Genomic DNA, 21,656 nt, shown 5'->3' with positions numbered 1-21,656 from the left:
GCATCTTGTTAGACCTTCCTCATACTTAAGTGAAACTTTGTTCATTTTGATTGTTCAATAGAGGAGAGGGTCTTGGCTCAGCATAAGAAGGTTCGCAAGGCGGTGCTGCCGGTTGCAGGTCTGGGGACGCGTTTCCTGCCCGCAACGAAGGTCGTGCCGAAGGAATTGCTCCCGGTGGTCGACAAGCCGATCGTCCAGTATGTCGTCGATGAGGCGATCGAGGCAGGGATCGAGCATTTCGTTTTCGTCACCGGCCGAAACAAGCATGTGATCGAAGATTATTTCGACATTCAGTACGAGCTGGAAAGCACGCTGAAGGCTCGCAACAAGAATGCCGAGCTGAGCCTTCTGGCCGATATGCTGCCTGCCGCCGGTACCGCGACCTTCACCCGCCAGCAGGAACCGCACGGGCTTGGCCATGCAGTCTGGTGCGCCCGCGAGATTGTCGGCCAGGAGCCGTTCGCGCTGATCCTGCCCGACATGGTGATGGAAGCCGAAAAGCCCTGCCTGAAGGGCATGATGGAAGTCTATGATGTGGCCGGCGGCAATGTTGTCTCCGTCGAGGAATGCGACCCCGAGCTTGCCCACAAATACGGCATTGTCGGCGTTGGCGATGCCGTCGGAAACGGCTTCAAGATCACCGAGATGATCGAGAAGCCCGAAAAGGGCACCGCGCCCTCCAATTATTTCATCAATGGCCGCTACATTCTGCAGCCGGAAATCTTCCCGATTCTCGAAGTGCTCGAGCGGGGCGCCGGCAACGAGATCCAGCTTACCGACGGCATGCTGAAACTGGCCCAGGAACAGGATTTCTACGGCTACAAGTTTGACGGCCGGACTTTCGACTGCGGCTCCAAGGAAGGCTTCATCATCGCCAATGTGGCGCTTGCGCTGAAGCGTGACGACATCCGTCCAAAGGTCGAGGACGAACTCAAGGCGCTGATCGCCGCGCTGAAATAGCCGAAATGACCGCGGGGCGCTGCGACGCCTCCCGAGCGATACCGGGCGGCGCGCAACAGCGTCGCCTTTTTTTGTTGCCGAAAGCATGAACATGACAGAATCTGCCGCGCCAGCGTCCGGCCCCCTCATCATTCCCCTAGGCGAAGGGCCTGAAAATCGGCTCGAAGGAGAGCGTCCCGACCGGCAATACGCCGTTATCGTCCGTCCGGAACTGCATGTCTGGCGCGCGGAGAAGCCATGGGCGCGGGTGCTGCTCTTTGCCGGCGGGGGATATACCAAGATCGTCTACGACAAGGAGGGGCCGGAGGTGGCCGCCTGGCTCACCGGGCTTGGCGTCGAGGCCAACCTCCTTATTCACCGCTTGCCAGGCGCGCCTGATGGCAGGGGTGGCCGGCATGCCAAGGACATCGCGCTTCTGGACGGTTTGCGCGCGCTGGATCATCTTGCAGGCGAGAAGAGCGGCCTGCCGCTCTTCCATTTCGGCCTCTCTTCCGGCGGCCATCTGGCCGGCGTGATGGCATGCCAGCCGCATCGGCTGAAGGCGGCGGGCGCCTTGATCTGTTATGCGCCGATCAACGCCAACCACCGCGCCCACAAGTTTCCGGCCGGCAAGCCGGATTATCCGCCGGTCGAAAAGCAGGATTTCTATGACGACTGGCCGATCGGTCTCGCCGAGCACCGCCATGGACTGCCAAAGGTTCCTGTGTTTCTCGCCTATGCGGCGCATGACCGCTCCGTGCCGCTGCGGCACGCGCTCAATTATGCGGAAACGGCCTCCGCCCTCGAACTCGACGTGGACCTGCATGTCTTCGCCGATGCGCCGCATGGCTTCGCCCTGCGGTCGCTCGACGGCACACAAGCCGCCTGGCCCGGTCTTGCTGCTGATTGGATGCGCCGGAAGGCCGGCCTGCAAGAGGCCGGATGACGGGCGCTTCGTGCGGCCCGCTTCAAGGCGATTGTTCTATTGATTGCAAAACCCAAAGGCGCTAACAGCGGTGCATGGACGAGACGACCGACAAGACTGACGCAGGTGATGCGACCCTTTCCGCCCTGAGAACCCTGGCGTTCGAGAAGAAGGGGCTCGATGCGCTTGCCGCGGCGCTTGAAAACGGGCTGGGCGAGCCCTTCGAGAAGGCCGTCGCCCTGCTCAGGGAAACGCAGGGCCATGTGATCGTCTCGGGCGTTGGCAAGAGCGGCCATGTCGGCACCAAGATCGCCGCCACCTTCGCCTCCACCGGAACGCCGGCCTTCTTCGTGCATCCCGCCGAGGCCAATCACGGCGATATGGGCATGATCGCCCAGAAGGACGCGGTCGTCGCGCTGTCCTGGAGCGGGGAGAGCAGCGAACTGACCGCGCTCGTCGCCTATACCCGCCGCTTCGCCATTCCGCTGATCGCCATCACGGCCGGAAAGCAATCCTCTCTGGCGCTCGCCGCTGATGTCGTACTCTCTCTGCCGAAGGCGGAGGAGGCGTGTCCGCTGGGTCTTGCGCCGACGACCTCGACGACCATGCAGTTGGCCATCGGCGATGCGCTGGCGATCGCGCTTCTCGAGGCGCGCGGCTTTTCCGCCGTCGACTTCAAGGTCTATCACCCGGGCGGCAAGCTCGGCGCGCTTCTTTCGCATGTGGCCGACATCATGCATGTGGGGGAGGAGATCCCGCTGGTGCGCACCGGCACGCCCTTGCCGGAGGCGATCATGGAGCTTTCCAAGCGCCGGTTCGGTTGCGTCGGCGTGGTAGGCGAAGACGGGCGGTTGGCCGGCATCGTCACCGATGGCGACCTGGCGCGTAATCTTTCCCGCGACATGAGCGCGCTCGCCGTCGATGACGTGATGACGGCCGGGCCGAAAACGGTTCGGCAGACGATGATGGTCTCGGGCGCGCTGGCGCTGATCCACAAGCACAATATCTCGGCGCTGATGGTGGTCAACGAGGACAACCGTCCGGTCGGCATCGTCCATTTCCACGATTTTCTCAGGATCGGCGCGGCCTGACGCGCCTCACGGGGTTTCGAGCGGCGCGACCGTCAGCCTGCGCCCGTCGCCGGAGACGATGCGCACATGCGCGCCCACCGGCAGGTCCGGCCCTTCCACGACCCAGAGCGTATCATCGAGTTTGATCCGTCCGCGTCCGTCGGTGATGGCGTCGATGACGACGGCCGTGCGGCCGACCAGGCTTGCCGCGCGCTGGTTGAGTAGCGGTTCGTCCGAGGTGGTCTCCCGGTTCTTCAGGATCTTTCGTCCCACCAGGATAGCGATGACGGAAAGGACGGCAAACAGCAAAACCTGCAATTGCCAGCCCCAGAACCCGAAGGGCCAGAAGAGGAGCGACAGCGCGCCGAGGATGATGGCTGCGATGCCGACCCACATCAGGAAGACGCCGGGCAGGATCAACTCCGCGACCAGCAACAGCAGGCCGGCGATGAACCAGCCCCATGGTCCTGCAGCGGTGAAGAAGTCAAGCATCGGCTCCATGTCCGTCAGCTTTCCGAATTGCCGGAACGCACCGAAGGCGTCGAGCGCCGCGCCGTCGGCTCATTCGAACCGCCGCCGTCATTGCCGAAGACTTCCTTGGCGATTGCCCCGATGCCGCCGAGCGAACCGATCAGCGACGATGCCTCCATCGGCATCAGCACGATCTTGGCGTTCTTCGCCGTGCCGATCGAGGCCATGGCTTCGGTATATTTCTGCGCGACGAAGTAGTTGATCGCGGCAACATCGCCTTCGGCAATCGCAAGGGACACGGAGCGGGTCGCGTTCGCCTCGGCTTCCGCCAGGCGCTCGCGCGCTTCCGCCTCGCGGAAGGCGGCTTCCCGTTCGCCTTCGGCTTCCAGGATGGCGGACTGTTTGGAGCCTTCCGAGCGCAGGATCTGCGCCGTCTTGCTGCCCTCGGCCTCCAGAATCTGGGCGCGCTTTTCGCGCTCGGCCTTCATCTGCCGGCCCATGGCCTCCACGAGATCGTTCGGCGGGCGAATGTCCTTGATTTCGATACGGGTGACCTTCACGCCCCAGGGTTCGACGGCGAGGTCGACGACGCGCAAAAGCCGCTCATTGATCGAATCGCGGTTGGAGAGCAGTTCGTCGAGATCCATAGAACCCATGACCGAGCGGATATTGGTCATGGTGAGGTTCAGGATCGCCATCTCCAGATTGGCGACCTGATAGGCCGCGCTTGCCGGATTGAGGATCTGGTAGAAGGCGACCGCGTCGGCCTCGACGCTGGCATTGTCGCGGGTGATCACCTCCTGCTCGGGCACATCGAGCACCTGTTCCATGATGTTGATGCGCTTGCCGATGCGATCGATGAAGGGGATGATCAGGTTGAGGCCGGGGGTCAGCGTGCGGGTATAGCGGCCGAAGCGCTCCACCGTATAGCCATAGCCCTGCGGCACGGTCTTGATCCCGGCAAAGAGCGTCAGAAGGATCAGGATCGCCAGGATGATGATGGTGACGGAAAATCCGGTCAGTGCAGCCATGTCATTTCCTCCCGTGCACCGGCCGAATGTAGCGGTGCCTTGTCGTTCTTATCATAGGGAGACACGCTTTGCGTGTCCTTTTCATTTCTGCGTCCGGTCTATTCCAGCCAGCCGCGAAGCTCGCGCTTCACCACATGTTCGATCACCCGCATGCCGAGAGGGGTGTCGTTGAGACAGGGGATATGGGTGAATTTCTCGCCGCCATGCTCGAGAAAGCTCTCGCGCGCCTGCTCGCCGATCTCTTCAAGCGTTTCCAGACAGTCGGAGACGAAGCCGGGATTGATCACGGCGATCCGCTTCACGCCCTTTCTCGGCAGGCCCTCGACAGTCTTGTCCGTATAGGGCTGCAGCCATTCCTCCGGCCCGAAGCGGGACTGGAAGGTGATCATCAGCCTGTCCTTCGAGAGGCCGAGCTTCTCGCGCAGAAGCCGCGCCGTCTTCTGGCACTGGCAGTGATAGGGGTCGCCCTTCTTGAAATAGGACTGCGGAATGCCGTGGAACGAGGTGATGATCAGTTCCGGTTCCCAGTCGAGCGTTGCCAGATGGTCGGTCACCGATTGCGCCAGCGCGTCAATATAGACCGGGTCGTCGTGATAGGGAGGAACTGTTCGAAGCGCCGGCTGCCAGCGCATGTCGAGCAATGTCTGGAACGCCTTGTCGTTGACCGTGGCCGTGGTCGAGGCGGCATATTGCGGGTAGAGCGGAAAGAGAAGAATGCGTTCGCAGCCCGCTGCCTTCAGCGCCTCGATGCGGGCGGGGATCGAGGGCTGGCCGTAGCGCATCGCCCAGTCGATCACCAGGTTCTCGGTGCCTGCGTAATGTCCCGCGAGCTTTTCGGCCTGGCTGCGCGTGTAGGTGCGCAGAAAGCTCTCGTTCTGCTCCTTGTTCCAGATCAGCTCATAGGCCTCGCCCACCTTGGCCGGGCGACGATTGAGAACGATGCCGTAAAGGATCGGATACCAGAGCGCTTTCGGCCATTCGATCACGCGCTTGTCGGTCAGGAACTCTTCCAGATAGCGGCGCATGGATTTCTTGTCTGTGCCGTCCGGCGTTCCGAGATTGACGAGCAGGACGCCGATCTTGCCGAAGGCGACGCTTGGGTGGTTGTCCGGCCAGGCGGCATGCATTTCAGACATTGATCTTTCCCGGTTCCGTTTCATGGGGTCCGATTTCTTCGAAATGGCGCCGGACCTTTCGCCCTATATAGATACGAAGCCCATGCCCCGCCAGACCGCGAAATTGCCGCACCGCTTCGCGAAAAAGCAAACGGCCCGACAATGCCGGGCCGCCTGGGTGCTTTCAGACTGAAGCCTTATTTGGCGACATTGGTGATGCGGCCGTCCACATAGGGCGTGTATGGGCTGTTCTCGCCGAGATATTCGGCAACGGCCTCTTCCAGGTTCGGGCCGAAGTCATAGGCGTTCATGCCCTTTTCGGCGAAGACCGCATAGCCGTCGCCGCCGCCGCGCATGTAGTTGTTGGTGACGACGCCATAGACCGTTTCGGGATCGATGGGGGCGAACTCATCCTCGCCGGTTTCGACCTCGACGGACACGACCCGGCTGCCCGGCTCCTTGCTGGCATCATAGGTGTATTTGAGCCCGGAGACCTGCGGATAGCGGCCGCCGCCGTCCTCGATCTGGGACAGGCCGTTTTCCAGTGCCGCAACGATATCGGACCCCTTGAGCTGGAAAGTGGCGATCGTGTTCTGGAAGGGCAGCACGGTCAGGACCTCGCCCATGGTGACAACGCCGGGATCGATGGAGGCGCGCACGCCGCCGCCATTCTGAATGGCAATGGTGACGCCCTGGTCGGCAACGCGGTCAACCATGGCGTCGGCTACGAGATTGCCCATCGGGCATTCCTCGGCACGGCAGACGTCGCGTTCGCCGACGATCTGGGCGGTCGTCTCGCCGACCTCCTCCATCTTCAGTTCTTCGATGGGGCCGGCCTTTTCCGAAATCCAGGCGGCAACATCCTCATTCGGGCTGAAGGACGCATCGAGAAGGATCGGGTCGCCCTTGGCCGAGGTGACGACGCCCTCGTCGTTGAAGACGACATTGAGGTCGCCGAGATATTTGCCGTACTGGTTGGCCTGAACCACCGGCACCTGATAGCCATCCGGATTGTCGACCATGGTCGGGTAGGGGCCAGCGGCCTTCTCGTCGGTGTTGGACAAGAGCGTGTGCGAGTGACCGCCGACGACGACATCGACGCCCGGGATCACGGCGATCGCCGCGAGATCGCGCGGATAGCCCACATGGGTGAGCGCGATGATCTTGTTGACGCCTTCGCCCTGAAGCTTCTCGACCTCAGCCGTGATCGCGTCGACATCGACGGTGATGTCGATATTCTTGCCCGGCGAGGCAATTTCCGGCGTGTCATTGGTAACGGCGCCGATGATGCCGACCTTCTCGCCGTCGATGTCGAGGATGATCGACGGCTCGATCATGTCGTTGACGGTCGAATCGGCATTGGTCTTCACATTGGCCGTGACCACGGGAAAGGTGACGATATCGAGGAAGGTCTTCAGCCCGTCCTCGCTGTCGTCGAATTCATGGTTGCCGACGGTCATCGCGTCGTAGCCGGCCATGTTCATGAACTCGCCTTCCATCTCTCCCTTGTAGAAGGTGTAGAACAGCGAACCCTGGAAATTGTCGCCGGCGTTCAGCAGGATCACGTTCTTGCCGTCCGCTTTCAGCGCATCACGGGTCTCATTGATCGCCGTCAGGAGCCGCGCCGCGCCGCCGAAGCAATCGCCAGCAGCATCGTCTTCCGCCGAGCAGCTGGAATCATATTTGTTGATCGAATCGAAACGCGAGTGGAAATCGTTGTTGTGCAGGATCTCGAGCTCAAAATCGGCAAACGCGCTGCCGGCCGAAAGCGACAGCACGGACGCCGCGAGCAGGGCGGCTTTGGAAAGGGAATGCATGGCGGACTCCTGGTTCGAAGAAAGGGCGCGGCGCTTAGGCCCCGGTGCCGAGTATAGCCATGGAATGTGACGATGATTTTAGGCGGGCCGTCAAGCCTCGAATTGATGTTTGAGAGGCGTTTGCAGCCCACTGGCCTCTCAAAGAGCCGTTTTGACCCGCCTGGCCCTAGTAGTTGGAACTACTTTGCATCGTGGAGAAGTTGACGCCAGGGGCCGTTGCTGCCGGATAGGTGCTTGATGGATTGGCGGTCGAATAGGTCTGGCTGCCCATCTGCTGTTGGGCGGCGCCCATCTGCTGGCCGCCCATTGTGGCGCCGGGCGCCATCTGCTGCTGGGTCGCATTTGCCGCCATGGCGGCCGCGTCGTCCAGGGTGAAGCCGATAGGCGCTGCCGCCGGCTTGTACAGCGAGAAGCGGCCGCCCTGGCTCGGCGTGCAGTTCATCAGATAGGGTGCGGCAATGGCGCAGTTGACGCGCGAACGGGTCTGGCGCAGCACCGAGGTGACATCGATCTCGACCACGTTCCCGTTGACCGTGTAGCTGCCGACGGCAAGCACCTGGTTGGAATCCGTCGTGCGGGTTTCGAACTGGCCGGCGGAGAAGCTCGAAATAATGCCGTCCTTGTCCAGCCACTGGCCATCCACGGCGGTGCGCGGGGTCTGCGGCTGGGTGGGCGCGGGCAGGTTGCGCGGCTGCTCATAGGTGGTGCAGCCCGCCAGAAGAACGGCGCAGGCAGTAAGGGTTGTGGCGAGGAACGGTTTCACTTTGATACTCATCTGCGGTCCTGTCTTTGCGCTAGAAAGGCCTATTTTGCCTGAAAAAGCAACCGCCGAGCAGGCTTTTGGTTCCCGCCGTCGCGCAAATCAGGCCGGGTTGTCTCCCTTTTTCTCGGCGAGCGCCCGTGCTTTTCTCCGCCGTGCGAGGCTGTCGGCCGACCATCCGGTCTTCATGTCGTAATAGTGTTCGAAGCTTGGCACCCCGTCGGGCAGCGGCAGCCAGGGCAATTTCGAAACCGTGTAGATATGAACGTCGGGAACGAAACTTTCCGGCGCATCGAGCGTGGCGATGCGCAAGAACAGCATCCAGCCGCGCCGGCCGTAGTCGCTCCACAGGGCCGAGCCGCAATCGGCGCAGAAATAGACATCATGCGGATAACCGCTGTCGGTGGCAAGCGTGCGGCATGCGGGCTTACCCTTTGCCAGCCTGATCCCGTCCGCCTCGATCAGCCCGTTGATGACGAAGGGACCGCCCGATTGCCGCTGACAGTCCTTGCAGTGACAGGCGTGAACAACCATCGGCCGTCCGTGCATGGCAAAGCGTACCGCGCCGCAGAAACAACCGCCCTCGAAGACCTCTTCCGTCATGACAGGCTCCTCCCTTCCGATTTCGCCCAGGCTATCATGAAAACAGAGCCTTAGGATAAATCCCGCAGGCACTATTGTCTTGCGTTTGGTCATGCGACTATGGAACGCGGAAGCGAAACCGCAGAAACAGGAATGCCCGATGAGCGAGAAACCGGTGGTGACCATTGAATATTGCAGCATGTGCAACTGGCTGATGCGCTCGGCCTGGATGGCGCAGGAGCTGCTCTCGACCTTTTCGCTCGAGCTCGGCGCGGTGACGCTGAAGCCCGGAACCGGCGGCATATTCGAAATCCGGGTCGATGACGCGCTGGTTTGGGAGCGCAAGCGCGACGGCGGCTTTCCCGGACCGAAGGAACTGAAGCAGATGATCCGCGATATCGTCGACCCCGAACGCGACCTCGGCCATGTCGACCGCACGGACGCGCAGAAGGCCGAAGACTGAGGCCTGCGCGCCCGTCCGGCGGGGCGGGCAAAATTTTTGTCGTCAAAACGTCAAATACCCGTTGACGAAACCCGCCGGGTCTCTTAAACGAGCGGTCGTTGCCCAGATGGCGGAATTGGTAGACGCGCCAGCTTCAGGTGCTGGTACTCGCAAGGGTGTGGAGGTTCGAGTCCTCTTCTGGGCACCAATTCACATTTTCAAGTTCTTGATATGTTTGCGCTTTTCGCGCAAAATCCCTCACATCGAGACATGTTGCCTTCCTCGGTTTTGATTGCCATGGCGTACTAAGTGCCGCCCGCCAGGCGTTTTGCTTGTTCGGATTGAGCGTCAGCATGATAGCAGATTTTGGGGGCGATCGGCGGCAGTCTGCGAACTCGCCCGGCAACTGAAAATGGCTCGAGCGCCAAGCTGTACCCTCTGTGAAGAAAATCATTACTGCAGTGGATGTTTGAGTTCGTCTCGGAAGAAAGAGCGGGCTCTTGCGCGAATTGTGCTCGCCCGGCACGCATTCCTGACCTTTCGCCCCATGATTTCCGTCTTCTTCGCAACGTCGCCAGATCGATTGGCCCGTTTGCGGCAGCCCACCTCATCCATCTGTCGAGCATATGGGCACGTCCAGCCGACCCCAGATACTGTTTTTTCTTTGATTGAAGTCTCCAGCAATTTCGGCGTGCCTGGAGAAGAAACCATTCAGACTGCGCCGACGCGGGGCAATAAAATAGGGTTGCAATATGGCAATTCCTCATGAAAATGTCTGTAGACATTTCGCTCGAATTTCCGATTGTATCTTTTCGTATAGCTAAGTTTTAACTCAGAGCCGCTCGCCACTACAGCGAGATTTCAGAATAGAAGTTTTTCCAATGAATGATTCTCGAATGGGCGCTGAGGCGCTGAACAAAAGCAGATTTATACAATTTAGACCTGACATCGACGGAATGAGAGCGGTAGCTGTGATTTCGGTCGTTTTGTTCCATATGGGATTCGACTTTATCTCGGGGGGGATATGTTGGCGTCGATGTGTTTTTTGTTATATCCGGATTTCTGATAACGCAGGATATTGCAAACAGGATAGAGGCCGGTAAATTTTCAATTATTGAATTTTACATTCGGCGTGTTCGAAGGATATTTCCAGCGCTTTTTGTTACATTAATATTTACATCGGTTTTTGCTTATTTTATTCTTTATCCGGAAGAGCTTGTACGATATGGAAAGAGTTTGGCTGGCGCGGCGCTTTCCATTTCAAATATCGTTTTTTACCGGCGGGATAATTATTTCGGAGCGAACTCGGCAGAGGAGCCTTTGCTTCACACCTGGTCGCTTGGCGTCGAGGAGCAGTTCTACATTTTCTGGCCGATTTTGCTGTTCATCGCATCGAGATTTCTTGGCCGGAAAGGAGTGATCGCAAGCCTGATCCTTGTGGCTGGCGCGAGCTTGTATTGGTCGCAGGCTGTTTTGGCAACAAATCCCAGCTTCTCGTACTTCATGCTGCCGACGCGCGCCTGGGAGCTTGCGCTCGGCGGTATTCTGGGACTTGCAGGAAAAGGCCGGCTGGAGCTTGGAAAGCTGACGGCGACAGCAATCTTCCTGATCGGCTCGTTGCTTTTGGGCTATGCGTTTTTCAATTATTCAGAGTTAACGCCGTTCCCAGGGTTCAGTGCGCTCATTCCTGTTGTTGGAACATCATTGATCCTGTACGCCGGGCAGTTCGGCAACCCGTGTTCCGGGATCCTTGCGGGTGGGTTGATGACCTTTATTGGCAGGCTCTCTTATCCTCTCTATCTGGTTCATTGGCCCATTATCGTGTTCTGGGGACTCGCTTCTCCTGTCGAGCCCGGCATAGTTGTCATTACCGGTCAGCTTTTGCTGATGTTGCTGTCATCCTATGCCATCGTAACCCTTGTCGAGCCTTCAATCCGGCGCCGGTCAGCGACACTGGCGAATTTGAGGTTCTGGGTGCCGTTTGCAGCTTTTTCTATCACTTTGGTTCTCACCTGTTCTTTCTTTCTCATTAAAACCCACGGCTTTCCGGCACGGCATGATATGCCGGAATGGATAGTGCAATCGAAGCAGGAAGTTCAGATATTTCAGGGCCATCCGTGCATGGTGCGAGGAGACTTGCTGCCGCAATCAGGTGTCTGCACCATCGGGGACCCCGACAGTTCACCCACACTGGTTTTGTGGGGAGATTCTCATGCGGCTCAGTTAATTCCGGCTTTCCGGGCTCTTGTCGAAGCTGAGGGCTATTCCGGAATGATCCTGACCAAGGCAGGTTGCCCTCCGATACCGGATGTCGAAATGTTGCCCAGCAACGAGATGCGCTCTGCCTGCCGGCAGTTCAACACCAATGTCCTTGAAAGGCTTCACGAGATACCGAGCCTTCGCGCTGTGATCGTCGCTGGCAAATGGTCGTCTTATGTTTCAGGCAAGGGGCTGCTCAAGGAGGATGGAGCGAAAGAGAGCTTTGATAACTCGTTACAACTGCTTTCGCGGAGGTTGACCGAGAGCGCCGAACTAGTCCGAGGTCTTGGCGGTACTCCCGTGGTGGCCACGGTGGCGCCTGTTGGCTCGGGTACGACCTATAATTGTTATGTTCGTTCAACCTATTTGGGCAAGGACAGCAGTCTATGTGGCGCAGGGGCGTTCAGCGAGAACAGAGAAGATAATGAAATGTTCAAAACGCTGCTTCCGGACGAGACCCTGGCATCGAGATTGGACCTCATTTCGGTTCTTTGCCAGCAAGACGAAGGGTGCGATCTGTTTGACGGCGAATATGGCTTGATCGACAACGTTCATATCTCTGAAACGAGCGCCATGAAGCTAGTCCCCGAACTCAAGCGACTTGTAGGGCAGCAATAGCCTATGGGTCCTGTTTCCTCGGAACTCCGGCTACCTTAGCCGCACCTTGCCGCCAGCCAGGCTTTGGCGTCTTCGACTTCCATCGGTTTGGCAAAGAGGTAGCCCTGGCCGTGTTGCACCCTGAGCTGGCGCAGGGTGGCGCGCTCGGCTTCCGTTTCCACGCCCTCTGCGATCGTGGTTGCTCCGGTCTGCTCGGCGAAATGGACCATGCCGGCGACGAGCGCCTGTTTTGCCGGATTCGTGTCGATATCGCGGATCAGCCCGATGTCGAGCTTCAGGATGTCGGGTCTCATCCGCAACAGGGCGAGAAGGCCTGAAAAGCCGGCACCGACATCGTCCACCGCCGTTCTGACGCCGAGCGATCTCAATCGGTCAAGCTCGAGCCCCAGCCGCTCGTGATCCTCCACGATATCATGCTCGGTTACCTCCACCACCACCCGCGCCGGGTCCTTGGTGCGGATGATATCGGCGAGAACGCCCGTGGCGATGGTTTCCGGCGAGGCGTTGACGCCGATCGTGACATCGGGTGGAAGCCGATCAAAAAGCGAAAGCGCCTTGACGATCGACAGCGCTTCCAGATCAACCTGGCGTCCGATCGCGCTTGCCTCCTCATACCAGAGGTTCGGCGGGCGGTAGGGGTCCCCGGCAAAGCGCGACAGCGCCTCGAATTTGATCGGCGCGCCGGTCTCGAGCGAGACGATCGGCTGGAGCACGATGCGCAACGCATCGCCCTCGAGCGCGCTGTCGATGCGACGTGCGGCGGCGGCGGCTTCGCTGCGGCGGCGCAAGCCCGCATTGATCTGTCGACTGGCCAGGTTGGCGAAGGTTTCCATGATCTTCAGATCGCGCTCGCCGAGCGTCGGATGCGGGGTCGAGCGCAGGCAGCAGAACATGCCGAAGACCGACCCGTCATCGCGGTAGACGGGAACGCTCAGATGGCTGCCGATCGGAACGTTCGTGGTGATCGGCATCGAAACGGCCAGCGGATGGGCCGCTGTATCGGCCATCACGCTCGGCAGCCGGCCGTCAAGAATATGCTGGCAGTAGACTTCCTGCAGGCTGTAGACGGCGCCGGGAAATGCAAGCGCTTCCAAACCCGGGGCGCTGACGGCACGGAATATCGAATTGCCGTCCACGATCTCGGACACATAGGCCACCTGCATTTCGAAATGGGTGCGGACGGTCTCGAGAATGAGGTCGAGCGTATCCCCGTTGTCCGACGGACCGTCGAATTCGAGTTTGAGGGGCAGGCGGCTCATCGTGGTTGGCCTTTCCGAATACGGGACGCTTGCGCGTCCTAATAAGGACCGCAGGCCGGGCTTCGTTTTTATTGAACCGTGTCGGGGTGAAAGGCCGCGATCCCTTCGTTCCGCAATGCGCACCGGTTCTGTTATGGAACGAGTATATGCGCCGGAACGGGCCCGTCCAGCACCATTCCTGGTAAAACAGACGTGACCGCCCCGCCCTGCTGCGGATCGATTCGCGCTTGTGGTTGTTTCTCGGATTGGCGGCAGACGGCCGCAATCGTTGATTTCTTCAGAAAAAACCGTGCGGAGGCGCGCCGGCTGGGCTAGACAGGGCGCCGGGCTTCTGCGTCGGCGGGGCGTTCTACACGCCTTTTGGCCGTGCAGCATGGTCCGGAAGATGCAAGACGGGTGAACGGATGTTTCTACTGCTGGCCGCAGCTTCAGTCTTTTCGCGGATCAACGGCCCGGTGCTGGCGCTCGGCCGCTGGACGGGCGCCTTGCTGATGGGGCTGATGGTCGTCGTGATCCTGGTGCAGGTCTTCTTCCGTTATGTGCTCAACGACGCGCTCGCCTGGACGGAGGAACTCGCCCGTTTCCTGATGCTGTGGATGGTGAGCCTGATGGCTCCGACCGCCTTTCGCCACGGCGGCTTCATCAGCATCGACACGATCAAGCGCTTCCTGCCGGAAAGGCCGGCGGCCATCCTCAACCTGGTCCTTCTTCTTGTCTCGGCCATCGTCCTGTGGTGGGCGATCGATATCGGATGGAACGAGGTGACGGGGATTGGCGGACGCTTCACCATGCCGTCGCTGATGCTGCCGACGGCACTCGATTTCTCCGCATGGATGAAGGTGCCGCGCGCCTGGATGATGGCGTCGCTTGCAACCGGCGTCACCATGATGTTCTCCGTCAACATCGAGCTGATAGTGCGGCTGCTTGCTGACCTTTTCGGCGCGGGCGATCGGCTGAAATCGCTTGAGAGCGGCGTCGCGCTGGAGGCGGAGTGATGCTGAGCCTGTTTCTGCCGCTCTTCCTGGTGTTCCTGTTCTGCGGCCTGCCGGTGCTGTTTGCCCTCATTGCCGCGCCGGCGGCTCTCCTGTGGTTCAACGGGCAGGAGCGCGACATCGTGCTGCTCTACCGCAACGTCTATAACGGCATGGATTCCTTCCCGCTGATGGCGGTGCCGTTCTTCATGCTGGCCGGCGAATTGATGAATCGGGCCGGCATCACCGAGCGGCTGGTGGAGTTTTCGCAGGCCGTGATCGGTCATTTTCGCGCTGGCCTTGCCCATGTGAATATCCTCTCCTCCATGCTGTTTGCCGGGCTTTCCGGCTCTGCGGTCGCCGACGTCTCCGCGCTCGGCGCGATGATGATCCCGGCGATGGAAAAACAGGGCTATTCCCGGAAGTTTGCCGCCGCCGTCACCGCCGCCTCATCGATCATCGGACCGATCATCCCGCCGTCGGGCATCATGATCATCTATGCCTATGTGATGGGCGAAAGCGTTGCGGCGCTGTTTCTGGCGGGCATTGTGCCGGGCATTCTGATCGGCGTGTCGCTGATGGTGCTGGTGCGCTTGCTGGCCGACCGCGAGGGGCTTCCGGCCGCGACGGAAAAAGCCGACTGGAAGACGCGCGGCAATGCCAGTCTGAAGGCCTTCTGGCCGCTCCTGACGCCGATCATCATCATGGGCGGCATTCTGGGCGGCGTGTTCACGCCGACGGAAGCCTCGGCGATCGCGGTGGCCTATGCCTTCTTCATCGGCTTCTTCGTGCTGCGCTCGCTTCATGTGCGCGATGTGCCGGGCATATTGATGCGTTCGGGACTTACGTCTTCGGTCGTGCTGCTGCTGGTGGGTGCCGCCATGGCCTTCAAGACGGTGGCCTCGCTGTCGCACACGCCCGAGCTTCTCGCCTCGGTCCTGCTGGGGCTGACGGAGAACCCGCTGATCCTGCTGTTCTTGATCAACATCCTGCTCTTTGTCGTCGGCATGTTTCTCGATGCCGGTCCGGCGATCATCATCCTCGGGCCGATCCTGGGGCCGGTCTTCCTGAACATGGGCGTCGATCCGGTTCATTTCGCCATCATCATGGCGGTCAACCTGACCGTCGGTCTTCTGACGCCGCCCATGGGGCTGGTTCTGTTCGTCACGTCGTCGGTGTCGCGGCTGAGCGTCGAGACCGTGGCGCGCGCCGTGCTGCCGTTTCTGGCCGTCGAAGCCGTGATCATCTTCATGATCACCTATATTCCCGCGATCAGCCTGACCTTGCCGCGGCTGTTCGGATTTCTGGAGTAAACATGCAATATAAGCAAAACACAGGGAGGACTGACATGCTCAAGGACATGATCAAGACGGCGCTCGTCGCCGGTGCGCTTGCCGTCTCGGCGGGCCAGATTGCCGCCGCCGCCGACATCACGCTGCGCGCGACGGCCAATTCCAACGAGAATGACGAGGATTATGACGGTCTCGTCGTCTTCAAGAACTATATCGAGAACGCCTCCAATGGCGCGATCGCTGTCGAGATTTTCATGGGCACGCAGATCTGCGCCACGGGCGAGGAATGCCTGCAGGGCATCGCAGACGGCACGATCGATGTCTACATGTCGACTTCGGGCGGCGCGGCAGGGCTTTTCCCCTATCTGCAGATCCTCGATCTGCCGTATCTGATGAATGACGACCGTGTGGCCGAGGAAGTGCTGTCGGGTCCGTTCACCACGGAACTGCGCGACCTGGCGCTTGCCGACAGCGGCGACACGATCCGCCTGATGACGATCGGCAATACGGGCGGCTGGCGCAATTTCGCCAATACCGAGCACACGATCAAAACGCCCGCCGACATGAAGGGCATGAAGCTGCGCACCGTGCCGGCGGAACTGCCGCAGGAACTGGTGCGCGCGCTCGGCGCCTCGCCGACGCCGATCGCCTGGCCGGAACTCTTCACCTCGCTTCAGACCGGCGTGGTGCAAGGCACGGCCAACGGCATTACCGACATCATGAACATGAAGTTCACCGATGCGGGGCTGAAATTCATCACGCTCGACCGCCATTCCTACATGGCCGCCTTCTGGTGGATGTCGAACGAACGGTTCCAGAGCCTTACGGAAGACCAGAAGACGATCGTGGCTGACGCCTTCTACGCGCTGCAGCAGGCAACCTTTGCCAGCCCCAAGCGCAAGGAAATCGCCGCCTATGAGGGCTTTCTTGAAGCCGGCGGCGAGATCTACGTGCCGAGCGAGGCAGAGAAGGCCGAGTTCAAGGCCGCTGTCGATCCGGTCTTCGACTGGTTCAAGTCTTCGGTGCCGGGCGGCGAGGACATCTTTGCCAGCTTCACCGCGGCCGTTGACGAGGCGGAAGCCACGGTCAATGAACAGCGCGCGGTGGAAATCGCCAACTGACTTTTGTTGAAGTCGGCGCCCCGGCCCGCCGGTCGGGGCGTTTATCCGTCGACGGGAAAGAGATGTGCCTTGGCGGGTTCGAAGACGAGGGTGATCTCGCTGCCGGTTTCAAGCGGGCGGTCTTCGGAAAGTGCGGCGACGATGCGGCCGCCGCGCGAAAGCTCGACATTGATCACCGTTTCCGTGCCGAGCCGCTCGACAAGTGACACCGTGCCGTGCAGCCCGCCCGCCGTGCCGTCCTCGACCACATCGAGATATTGCGGCCTGAGCCCCAGCCGGGCCTTTGACGTCTCCGAAAAATCGAACCGAGTCGCTGGAATCGTGACCGGATCGAGCGCTTCCGATTGCACGGTCATCGCATCGCCGTCCTTCTCGACAATATCGACATCCATGAAGTTCATCGAGGGCGAACCGATGAAGCCGGCGACGAAAAGGTTGGCGGGTTCGTGGTAGAGCTCCATCGGACTGCCGACCTGCTGCACCTCGCCATCCTTCAGGACCACGATCCGGTCGGCAAGCGTCATCGCCTCGACCTGGTCATGGGTCACATAGATCATCGTCGCGCCGAGCTGGTTGTGCAGCTTGCCGATCTCCATGCGCATGTCCATCCTGAGCGCGGCGTCAAGGTTCGACAACGGCTCGTCGAACAGGAAAACGCTTGGGTTGCGCACGATCGCCCGGCCGATGGCCACGCGCTGGCGCTGGCCGCCGGAAAGCTGCGAGGGGCGGCGGTCGAGCAGGTGCTCCATCTGCAGGATGCGCGCCGCCCGCTGGACGGCTTCCTCCTTCTCTGCCTTGGGGACGCCCGCAATCGTCAGCCCGAAGGCGACATTCTCGCGCACCGACATATGCGGAAAGATCGCATAGGTCTGGAACACCATGGCAATGCCGCGTTCCTTCGGCTGCAGGTCGTTGACGCGCGCCCCCCCGATCTCGAGCGTGCCGTCGGTAATGTCCTCAAGGCCTGCGATCATTCTCAAAAGCGTGGATTTTCCGCACCCCGACGGGCCGACGAAGACGACGAATTCGCCATCATTGATCTGAAGGTCGACGCCCTTGATGACCTCGACCTTGCCGAAGGATTTGCGGACGTCCTTGAGCGCCAGTTCTGCCATTTTGTTTCTCCCCTCAGCCCTTGACGCCGGTCGATGCGATGGATGCGATGAAGGCGCGCTGCAGCACCAGATAGAAGACGAGAACCGGGATGGTGATCATCGACAGATACGCCATCACCTCGCCCCAGGGCACGTTGAGCTGGAAGAAATAGCCAAGCCCGACCATGATCGGCCGGTGCGCCTCGTCCTGGACCACGATCAGCGGCCAGAGATATTGTTCATTGTACATTTTCAGCGCCTTGAGGATCGCTGCCGTGGCGATCACCGGACCCGACAGCGGCATCACCACGCGGCGATAGATCTGCCACCAGCTTGCGCCCTCGGCCCGCGCCGCCTCGATCAGTTCGCGCGGCAGGTCCTTGAAATACTGCACGAACAGGAAAACCGTCAGCGCATCGGCGATCCACGGAATGATCTGGACGCGGTAGGTGTTGAGCCAACCCCAGGTGAGCCCGTCCAGCCCGACCCATGGCAGGCGCGAGACGAACAGCAGCAGCGGAATGGCGATGGTCTCGAACGGGATGATCAGCGTGGCGAGCACGATCGAGAGCACGATCGCGTTTCCGCGCCAGCGCACGAAGGTGAAGGAGAACGCGCCGAGCGAGCATAAGAACAGCGAGGCCAGCACGGTCAGCGTGGTGATCATCACCGAATTGAAGACGAACAGGCCGATCGGCGCGCGTTCGAAGGCATCGGCATAGTTCTGCAGGCTGATGTCGCCGACGGGCAGGAAAGCGCGCAGCGATGAGGTGTCGCGCAGAAGCTGGGCGTCGGGCTTCAGCGACGACATCACCATGAACAGCAGCGGCAGAACGAAGACCAGCGCCACCAGCACCAGAACGAGATAGCGGGTGAAAAGTCTGAGCCCATGATTGTCACCGGAAAGTGCGGCCATTCCTTAGCTCCTTTCCCGGGTGAAATAGCGCTGCGCCAGCGAGATCGCGAGCACCAGCACGAACAGCACGACCGAGATCGCCGATCCGCCGGAGATATCCTGTCGCCCATAGCCGCGCTCGACCGCCTGGTAGACGAGCGTCTGGGTCGAATCGAGCGGCCCGCCCTTGGTCATCACGTCGATCTGGGCGAAGACGGCGAAGCACTGCATGGTGATGACGACGAGCACGAGGACGGCTGTGTTCCTGAGCCCCGGCCAGGTGACATAGCGGAAGGTCTGCCATTTCGATGAGCCCTCGATCGCCGCGGCCTCGTAAAGCGTCGGCGAGATGGTCTGCAGGCCGGCAAGCCAGATGACCATGTGGAAGCCGACCGCCTGCCAGATCGACATTGCGATGATCGAGCCGAGCGCGGTCTGGGTATTGCCGAGCCAGTCGATCGGCTGGAACAGGCCGAAGGTCATGCCGGAAAGAAGGGCATTGAGAAGCCCGTCATTGCCGTCATAGATGAAGCGCCAGAGCAGCGACACGACGACGATGGAAACCACGACCGGCATGAAGAACAGCGCGCGGAAGACGTTGACGCCGCGAAGCCGCTGGTTGATCAACAGCGCCAGGCAGAGCGCCAGCCCCGCCTGGACGGGCGCCGTGACCGCGACGAAAACAAGTGTGTTGGTCAGCGCCTTCATGAACACGACATCGCGCGCCACCACCACATAGGCGGTGTTGCCCGCATGAACCCGGAACCATTCGCGCATGCCGCGATATTGCGGATAGTCGTCGGAGCGGGTGAAGGAACGAACGCGCGGATATTCCAGCGCGCCGTCATCATCGCGCGCCAACTGGCCGCTGTCATCGCGTTCGGGCTCGATCCTGATGACGTTGAGACCGAGCAGGTCGCGGTAGTTTTCCATGCCGACATAACGCGTCGGGTTCGGCGAGATCAGCCGCTGGTCGGTGAGCGAAAAGCCGATGGCGAGGAAGAAGGGCAGGATGATGAAGAGCCCGATGAGCAGGATCGACGGCGCGGCAAAGGCCCAGCCCGCCCCATTGTTCTCCGTCAGTTTCCGGCTCATGTGTTTGTCCTTGCAGTGAAGTAGCAGCGGGCCCTAAGGGTTGCCCTTCCTCGAAAATCCAAGCTCTCGAGCTATTCGATGCCTCGCCACGATTCGATCTCCCCCCTTGAGGGGGAGATGCCCGGCAGGGCAGAGAGGGGTGAACCCTTTCCGGGAGCAGGGCGCTGGCAGCTTGTGCCCATTACCCCCTCTGTCGCTTTCGCGACATCTCCCCCTCAAGGGGGGAGATTGGGGGGCGGATCACGCCTTCGCTAACCCTTCCCCAACAAAACAAAGGGGCCGACCGATGCCAGCCCCCTGCAACTCAACCGTTGTGGCCATAGCCCTGGTTGCGGTCGATATCGGTGTCGATCTCGTCCACCGCGCCGTCGAGCGTGTCGGCGACATCGGCGCCGTTGGCCATGTCGGAAATCGCCTTCTGGAACACGCTGGTTTCGACCACATAGCCCGGCGTAACCGGCCGGAGCGACCCTTGCGCGTCGGAGAGGCCGTAGAAGACGGCAAGCGGCGCGCCTTCCTTGTAGTATTCCGACATGTCGGCGGCGCCCTGCGTTGCCGGAACCAGGCCGATGGCGTTGGAGAATTCGGCCAGATACTTGTCCTGGATCGCGAATTCGATGAACTCCGCCGCGCCTTCGGGATGTTCCGATGCTGCCGAGACGCCGAGCTGCCAGCTCGCCGCGCCGATCTTCGGGCCGTTGCCGAAATCGGGCGCCGGCAGGAAGACGACGTCGTCAAAGGCATCGAGCTTGGCGCGCGCCGTCCAGTTGCCGTTCCAGTCGATGGCATAGGAACCGTCGATGAAGCCGTTCTGGTGGTCGGCCGGGTCCTGGCTGGTGCCGGGCGCAAGGTCGCGCTCGAACAGCGACTGCCACCATTCGCCGAAGGCGATTGCCTCGTCCCCGTTCAGCACGCCCTCCGCGGTCTGGTAGTCGGAACGGTCGACCAGATCGCCGCCGAAGGACTGCAGGAAGGGCAGGAAGGCATAGGTGTACCATTCGCCATTGTCGGCCATGCCGAGGTTCAGCGGATATTCGAAATCGCCGCTGTCCTTCAGCTTGACGAGGATTTCGTCGAATTCCTCGGCTGTCCAGGGATCGTCCAGCGTCGGTTTGCGGATGTCGTATTCGTCGAGGTAGGACTGGCGCGTCATCATGGCGAGCGCGGCGTCCCAAAGGCCGATCGAGTAGATCTGGCCGTCCCATTTGCCGATGGCGCCCGGAAGGAAGCCTTCGATCGCGCTTTCGTCGATCGGCAGCGGCTGCATGTAGCCGGACCAGGCCCAGTTCGGCATGATCGGTCCGTCAACGTCGATGATATCCGGCAGGTTGCCGGCCAGCGCCGCGGCCGTCACGGAATCATTGTAGCTATTTTCCGGAAAGCTCTCGAGAACGACCTCCCAGTCGTCCTGGCTTGCGTTGAAATCGGAGACGATCCCCTCGAGAATGCTCGATTCCGTCGGGTTGCCGGCGCCGTGATACCACATGGAAAGCTCGGTCGCGGCAAAGGCGCCGGCGGGCAGGGCAGTGGTCGTCATCAGTGTGGCAAGGGCCAGGGCAGTTCTCTTCATCGTCAATCCTCCGATTTGAACAGTGCGGGCCTCGGTGAGGAGGCGGAAGGCGAGTGGAGGCAACCACCCGCGGGAAACGGCTGTGGGGAGGGATATTCAGACAACGACTTGATCTGCGCCGTCGCGCTCGGCAGGCCATGGGGAGACGAAGGGCATGCGTCTCGGGGGAGCGGCCGGCCGCCGGACCGCATCAGCGGTCCGGCTTCTTGGCTGGCGGGGGCCACCCGCCGCTCAGGACTGCAACATGTGCCGTCCGGCGTTTACGGAATTGCCGCTGTACCCTCCCCGTACTTTGGCAATAGTGGCCTCCCCGCCGTGTCCCGTTTCAGG

General features: G+C 60.8%; 19 protein-coding genes and 1 tRNA gene. 9 read left to right on the top strand and 11 right to left on the bottom strand.

Going from position 1 to position 21,656, the window contains the following annotated elements:
• Window positions 1-72: 72 nt before the first annotated feature.
• The 3 genes from galU to GGR30_RS09440 all read left to right on the top strand — a co-directional run bounded on the left by galU (window position 73) and on the right by GGR30_RS09440 (window position 2,955).
• The gene (gene galU, locus GGR30_RS09450) at window positions 73-960 is read left to right on the top strand and encodes a UTP--glucose-1-phosphate uridylyltransferase GalU (protein WP_183485394.1); all 888 of its coding nucleotides are present in this window, start codon (window positions 73-75) and stop codon (window positions 958-960) included.
• 91 nt (window positions 961-1,051) lie between these two features.
• Window positions 1,052-1,885: an alpha/beta hydrolase family protein gene (locus GGR30_RS09445; protein ID WP_183485390.1), complete on the top strand. Its 834-nt coding sequence runs from the start codon at window positions 1,052-1,054 to the stop codon at window positions 1,883-1,885.
• A 74-nt stretch (window positions 1,886-1,959) separates the two neighbouring features.
• On the top strand, window positions 1,960-2,955 hold the full coding sequence (locus GGR30_RS09440) for a KpsF/GutQ family sugar-phosphate isomerase (RefSeq protein WP_183485387.1): 996 nt from the start codon (window positions 1,960-1,962) through the stop codon (window positions 2,953-2,955).
• A gap of 6 nt (window positions 2,956-2,961) precedes the next feature.
• Here GGR30_RS09440 and GGR30_RS09435 read toward each other — a convergent pair whose 3' ends face one another.
• The 6 genes from GGR30_RS09435 to GGR30_RS09410 form a co-directional block, all read right to left on the bottom strand.
• Window positions 2,962-3,426, bottom strand: coding sequence for an NfeD family protein (locus GGR30_RS09435; protein ID WP_425488348.1), 465 nt, complete (start codon window positions 3,424-3,426; stop codon window positions 2,962-2,964).
• Between the two features lie 14 nt (window positions 3,427-3,440).
• Complete coding sequence (locus GGR30_RS09430) at window positions 3,441-4,436, bottom strand: SPFH domain-containing protein (protein WP_183485380.1); 996 nt, start codon at window positions 4,434-4,436, stop codon at window positions 3,441-3,443.
• A 98-nt stretch (window positions 4,437-4,534) separates the two neighbouring features.
• The gene (hemH, locus tag GGR30_RS09425) at window positions 4,535-5,572 is read right to left on the bottom strand and encodes a ferrochelatase (protein WP_183485377.1); all 1,038 of its coding nucleotides are present in this window, start codon (window positions 5,570-5,572) and stop codon (window positions 4,535-4,537) included.
• 176 nt (window positions 5,573-5,748) lie between these two features.
• A complete protein-coding gene (locus tag GGR30_RS09420) occupies window positions 5,749-7,368 on the bottom strand; it encodes a bifunctional metallophosphatase/5'-nucleotidase (RefSeq protein ID WP_183485375.1) in 1,620 nt (539 codons plus the stop codon).
• Between the two features lie 166 nt (window positions 7,369-7,534).
• Window positions 7,535-8,143 (bottom strand): outer membrane lipoprotein Omp10, encoded by a 609-nt coding sequence (omp10, locus tag GGR30_RS23380; RefSeq protein ID WP_246413713.1) that lies wholly within the window; start codon window positions 8,141-8,143, stop codon window positions 7,535-7,537.
• A gap of 87 nt (window positions 8,144-8,230) precedes the next feature.
• On the bottom strand, window positions 8,231-8,731 hold the full coding sequence (locus GGR30_RS09410) for a GFA family protein (RefSeq protein ID WP_183485373.1): 501 nt from the start codon (window positions 8,729-8,731) through the stop codon (window positions 8,231-8,233).
• Between the two features lie 139 nt (window positions 8,732-8,870).
• Here GGR30_RS09410 and GGR30_RS09405 point away from each other — a divergent pair, with 139 nt between their 5' ends.
• The 3 genes from GGR30_RS09405 to GGR30_RS23655 all read left to right on the top strand — a co-directional run bounded on the left by GGR30_RS09405 (window position 8,871) and on the right by GGR30_RS23655 (window position 12,029).
• A complete protein-coding gene (locus tag GGR30_RS09405; RefSeq protein WP_183485371.1) occupies window positions 8,871-9,173 on the top strand; it encodes an Rdx family protein in 303 nt (100 codons plus the stop codon).
• Window positions 9,174-9,273: 100 nt separating this feature from the next.
• A tRNA-Leu gene (locus GGR30_RS09400) sits at window positions 9,274-9,360 on the top strand.
• A gap of 785 nt (window positions 9,361-10,145) precedes the next feature.
• On the top strand, window positions 10,146-12,029 hold the full coding sequence (locus tag GGR30_RS23655) for an acyltransferase family protein (protein WP_343066487.1): 1,884 nt from the start codon (window positions 10,146-10,148) through the stop codon (window positions 12,027-12,029).
• Window positions 12,030-12,064: 35 nt separating this feature from the next.
• Here the strand turns inward: GGR30_RS23655 and GGR30_RS09390 are convergent, their stop codons facing one another.
• Window positions 12,065-13,288 (bottom strand): sensor domain-containing phosphodiesterase, encoded by a 1,224-nt coding sequence (locus GGR30_RS09390; protein WP_183485367.1) that lies wholly within the window; start codon window positions 13,286-13,288, stop codon window positions 12,065-12,067.
• 404 nt (window positions 13,289-13,692) lie between these two features.
• On the opposite strand from GGR30_RS09390, the gene GGR30_RS09385 reads away from it, so the two are divergent.
• From GGR30_RS09385 to GGR30_RS09375, 3 genes are read left to right on the top strand one after another with little or no spacing between them, the layout of a single operon-like run.
• On the top strand, window positions 13,693-14,283 hold the full coding sequence (locus GGR30_RS09385) for a TRAP transporter small permease (protein WP_183485364.1): 591 nt from the start codon (window positions 13,693-13,695) through the stop codon (window positions 14,281-14,283).
• Window positions 14,283-15,572, top strand: coding sequence for a TRAP transporter large permease (locus tag GGR30_RS09380; RefSeq protein ID WP_183485361.1), 1,290 nt, complete (start codon window positions 14,283-14,285; stop codon window positions 15,570-15,572). Before GGR30_RS09385 ends, GGR30_RS09380 begins: the two co-directional genes overlap by 1 nt.
• 35 nt (window positions 15,573-15,607) lie before the next feature.
• Window positions 15,608-16,672 carry a TRAP transporter substrate-binding protein gene (locus GGR30_RS09375; protein ID WP_183485358.1) on the top strand — a complete coding sequence of 355 codons (1,065 nt, stop codon included), beginning with the start codon at window positions 15,608-15,610 and terminating at the stop codon, window positions 16,670-16,672.
• 41 nt (window positions 16,673-16,713) lie between these two features.
• Here the strand turns inward: GGR30_RS09375 and GGR30_RS09370 are convergent, their stop codons facing one another.
• From GGR30_RS09370 to GGR30_RS09355, 4 genes are all read right to left on the bottom strand, one after another.
• Window positions 16,714-17,787, bottom strand: coding sequence for an ABC transporter ATP-binding protein (locus tag GGR30_RS09370; protein ID WP_183485355.1), 1,074 nt, complete (start codon window positions 17,785-17,787; stop codon window positions 16,714-16,716).
• Window positions 17,788-17,800: 13 nt separating this feature from the next.
• Window positions 17,801-18,682: a carbohydrate ABC transporter permease gene (locus GGR30_RS09365; protein WP_183485353.1), complete on the bottom strand. Its 882-nt coding sequence runs from the start codon at window positions 18,680-18,682 to the stop codon at window positions 17,801-17,803.
• 3 nt (window positions 18,683-18,685) lie between these two features.
• Complete coding sequence (locus tag GGR30_RS09360) at window positions 18,686-19,756, bottom strand: carbohydrate ABC transporter permease (protein ID WP_183485351.1); 1,071 nt, start codon at window positions 19,754-19,756, stop codon at window positions 18,686-18,688.
• Window positions 19,757-20,060: 304 nt separating this feature from the next.
• Complete coding sequence (locus GGR30_RS09355) at window positions 20,061-21,326, bottom strand: ABC transporter substrate-binding protein (RefSeq protein ID WP_183485349.1); 1,266 nt, start codon at window positions 21,324-21,326, stop codon at window positions 20,061-20,063.
• Window positions 21,327-21,656: the final 330 nt, after the last annotated feature.

This window comes from Martelella radicis, from assembly GCF_014196625.1.
In the GTDB taxonomy this organism is placed as follows: domain Bacteria; phylum Pseudomonadota; class Alphaproteobacteria; order Rhizobiales; family Rhizobiaceae; genus Martelella; species Martelella radicis.
The sequence above is the reverse complement of the archived record's forward strand: the minus strand, read 5'-3'. Positions and strand labels throughout refer to the sequence as shown.

Bases quoted from the DNA above. Each gene is read 5' to 3' on its own strand.
- GGR30_RS09445 (WP_183485390.1), top strand. From the start codon at position 1,052: ATGACAGAATCTGCCGCGCCAGCGTCCGGCCCCCTCATCATTCCCCTA.
- GGR30_RS09440 (WP_183485387.1), top strand. From the start codon at position 1,960: ATGGACGAGACGACCGACAAGACTGACGCAGGTGATGCGACCCTTTCC.
- GGR30_RS09435 (WP_425488348.1), bottom strand. From the start codon at position 3,426: ATGCTTGACTTCTTCACCGCTGCAGGACCATGGGGCTGGTTCATCGCC.
- GGR30_RS09430 (WP_183485380.1), bottom strand. From the start codon at position 4,436: ATGGCTGCACTGACCGGATTTTCCGTCACCATCATCATCCTGGCGATC.
- hemH (WP_183485377.1), bottom strand. From the start codon at position 5,572: ATGTCTGAAATGCATGCCGCCTGGCCGGACAACCACCCAAGCGTCGCC.
- GGR30_RS09420 (WP_183485375.1), bottom strand. From the start codon at position 7,368: ATGCATTCCCTTTCCAAAGCCGCCCTGCTCGCGGCGTCCGTGCTGTCG.
- omp10 (WP_246413713.1), bottom strand. From the start codon at position 8,143: ATGAGTATCAAAGTGAAACCGTTCCTCGCCACAACCCTTACTGCCTGC.
- GGR30_RS09410 (WP_183485373.1), bottom strand. From the start codon at position 8,731: ATGACGGAAGAGGTCTTCGAGGGCGGTTGTTTCTGCGGCGCGGTACGC.
- GGR30_RS09405 (WP_183485371.1), top strand. From the start codon at position 8,871: ATGAGCGAGAAACCGGTGGTGACCATTGAATATTGCAGCATGTGCAAC.
- GGR30_RS09390 (WP_183485367.1), bottom strand. From the start codon at position 13,288: ATGAGCCGCCTGCCCCTCAAACTCGAATTCGACGGTCCGTCGGACAAC.
- GGR30_RS09385 (WP_183485364.1), top strand. From the start codon at position 13,693: ATGTTTCTACTGCTGGCCGCAGCTTCAGTCTTTTCGCGGATCAACGGC.
- GGR30_RS09380 (WP_183485361.1), top strand. From the start codon at position 14,283: ATGCTGAGCCTGTTTCTGCCGCTCTTCCTGGTGTTCCTGTTCTGCGGC.
- GGR30_RS09375 (WP_183485358.1), top strand. From the start codon at position 15,608: ATGCTCAAGGACATGATCAAGACGGCGCTCGTCGCCGGTGCGCTTGCC.
- GGR30_RS09370 (WP_183485355.1), bottom strand. From the start codon at position 17,787: ATGGCAGAACTGGCGCTCAAGGACGTCCGCAAATCCTTCGGCAAGGTC.
- GGR30_RS09365 (WP_183485353.1), bottom strand. From the start codon at position 18,682: ATGGCCGCACTTTCCGGTGACAATCATGGGCTCAGACTTTTCACCCGC.
- GGR30_RS09360 (WP_183485351.1), bottom strand. From the start codon at position 19,756: ATGAGCCGGAAACTGACGGAGAACAATGGGGCGGGCTGGGCCTTTGCC.
- GGR30_RS09355 (WP_183485349.1), bottom strand. From the start codon at position 21,326: ATGAAGAGAACTGCCCTGGCCCTTGCCACACTGATGACGACCACTGCC.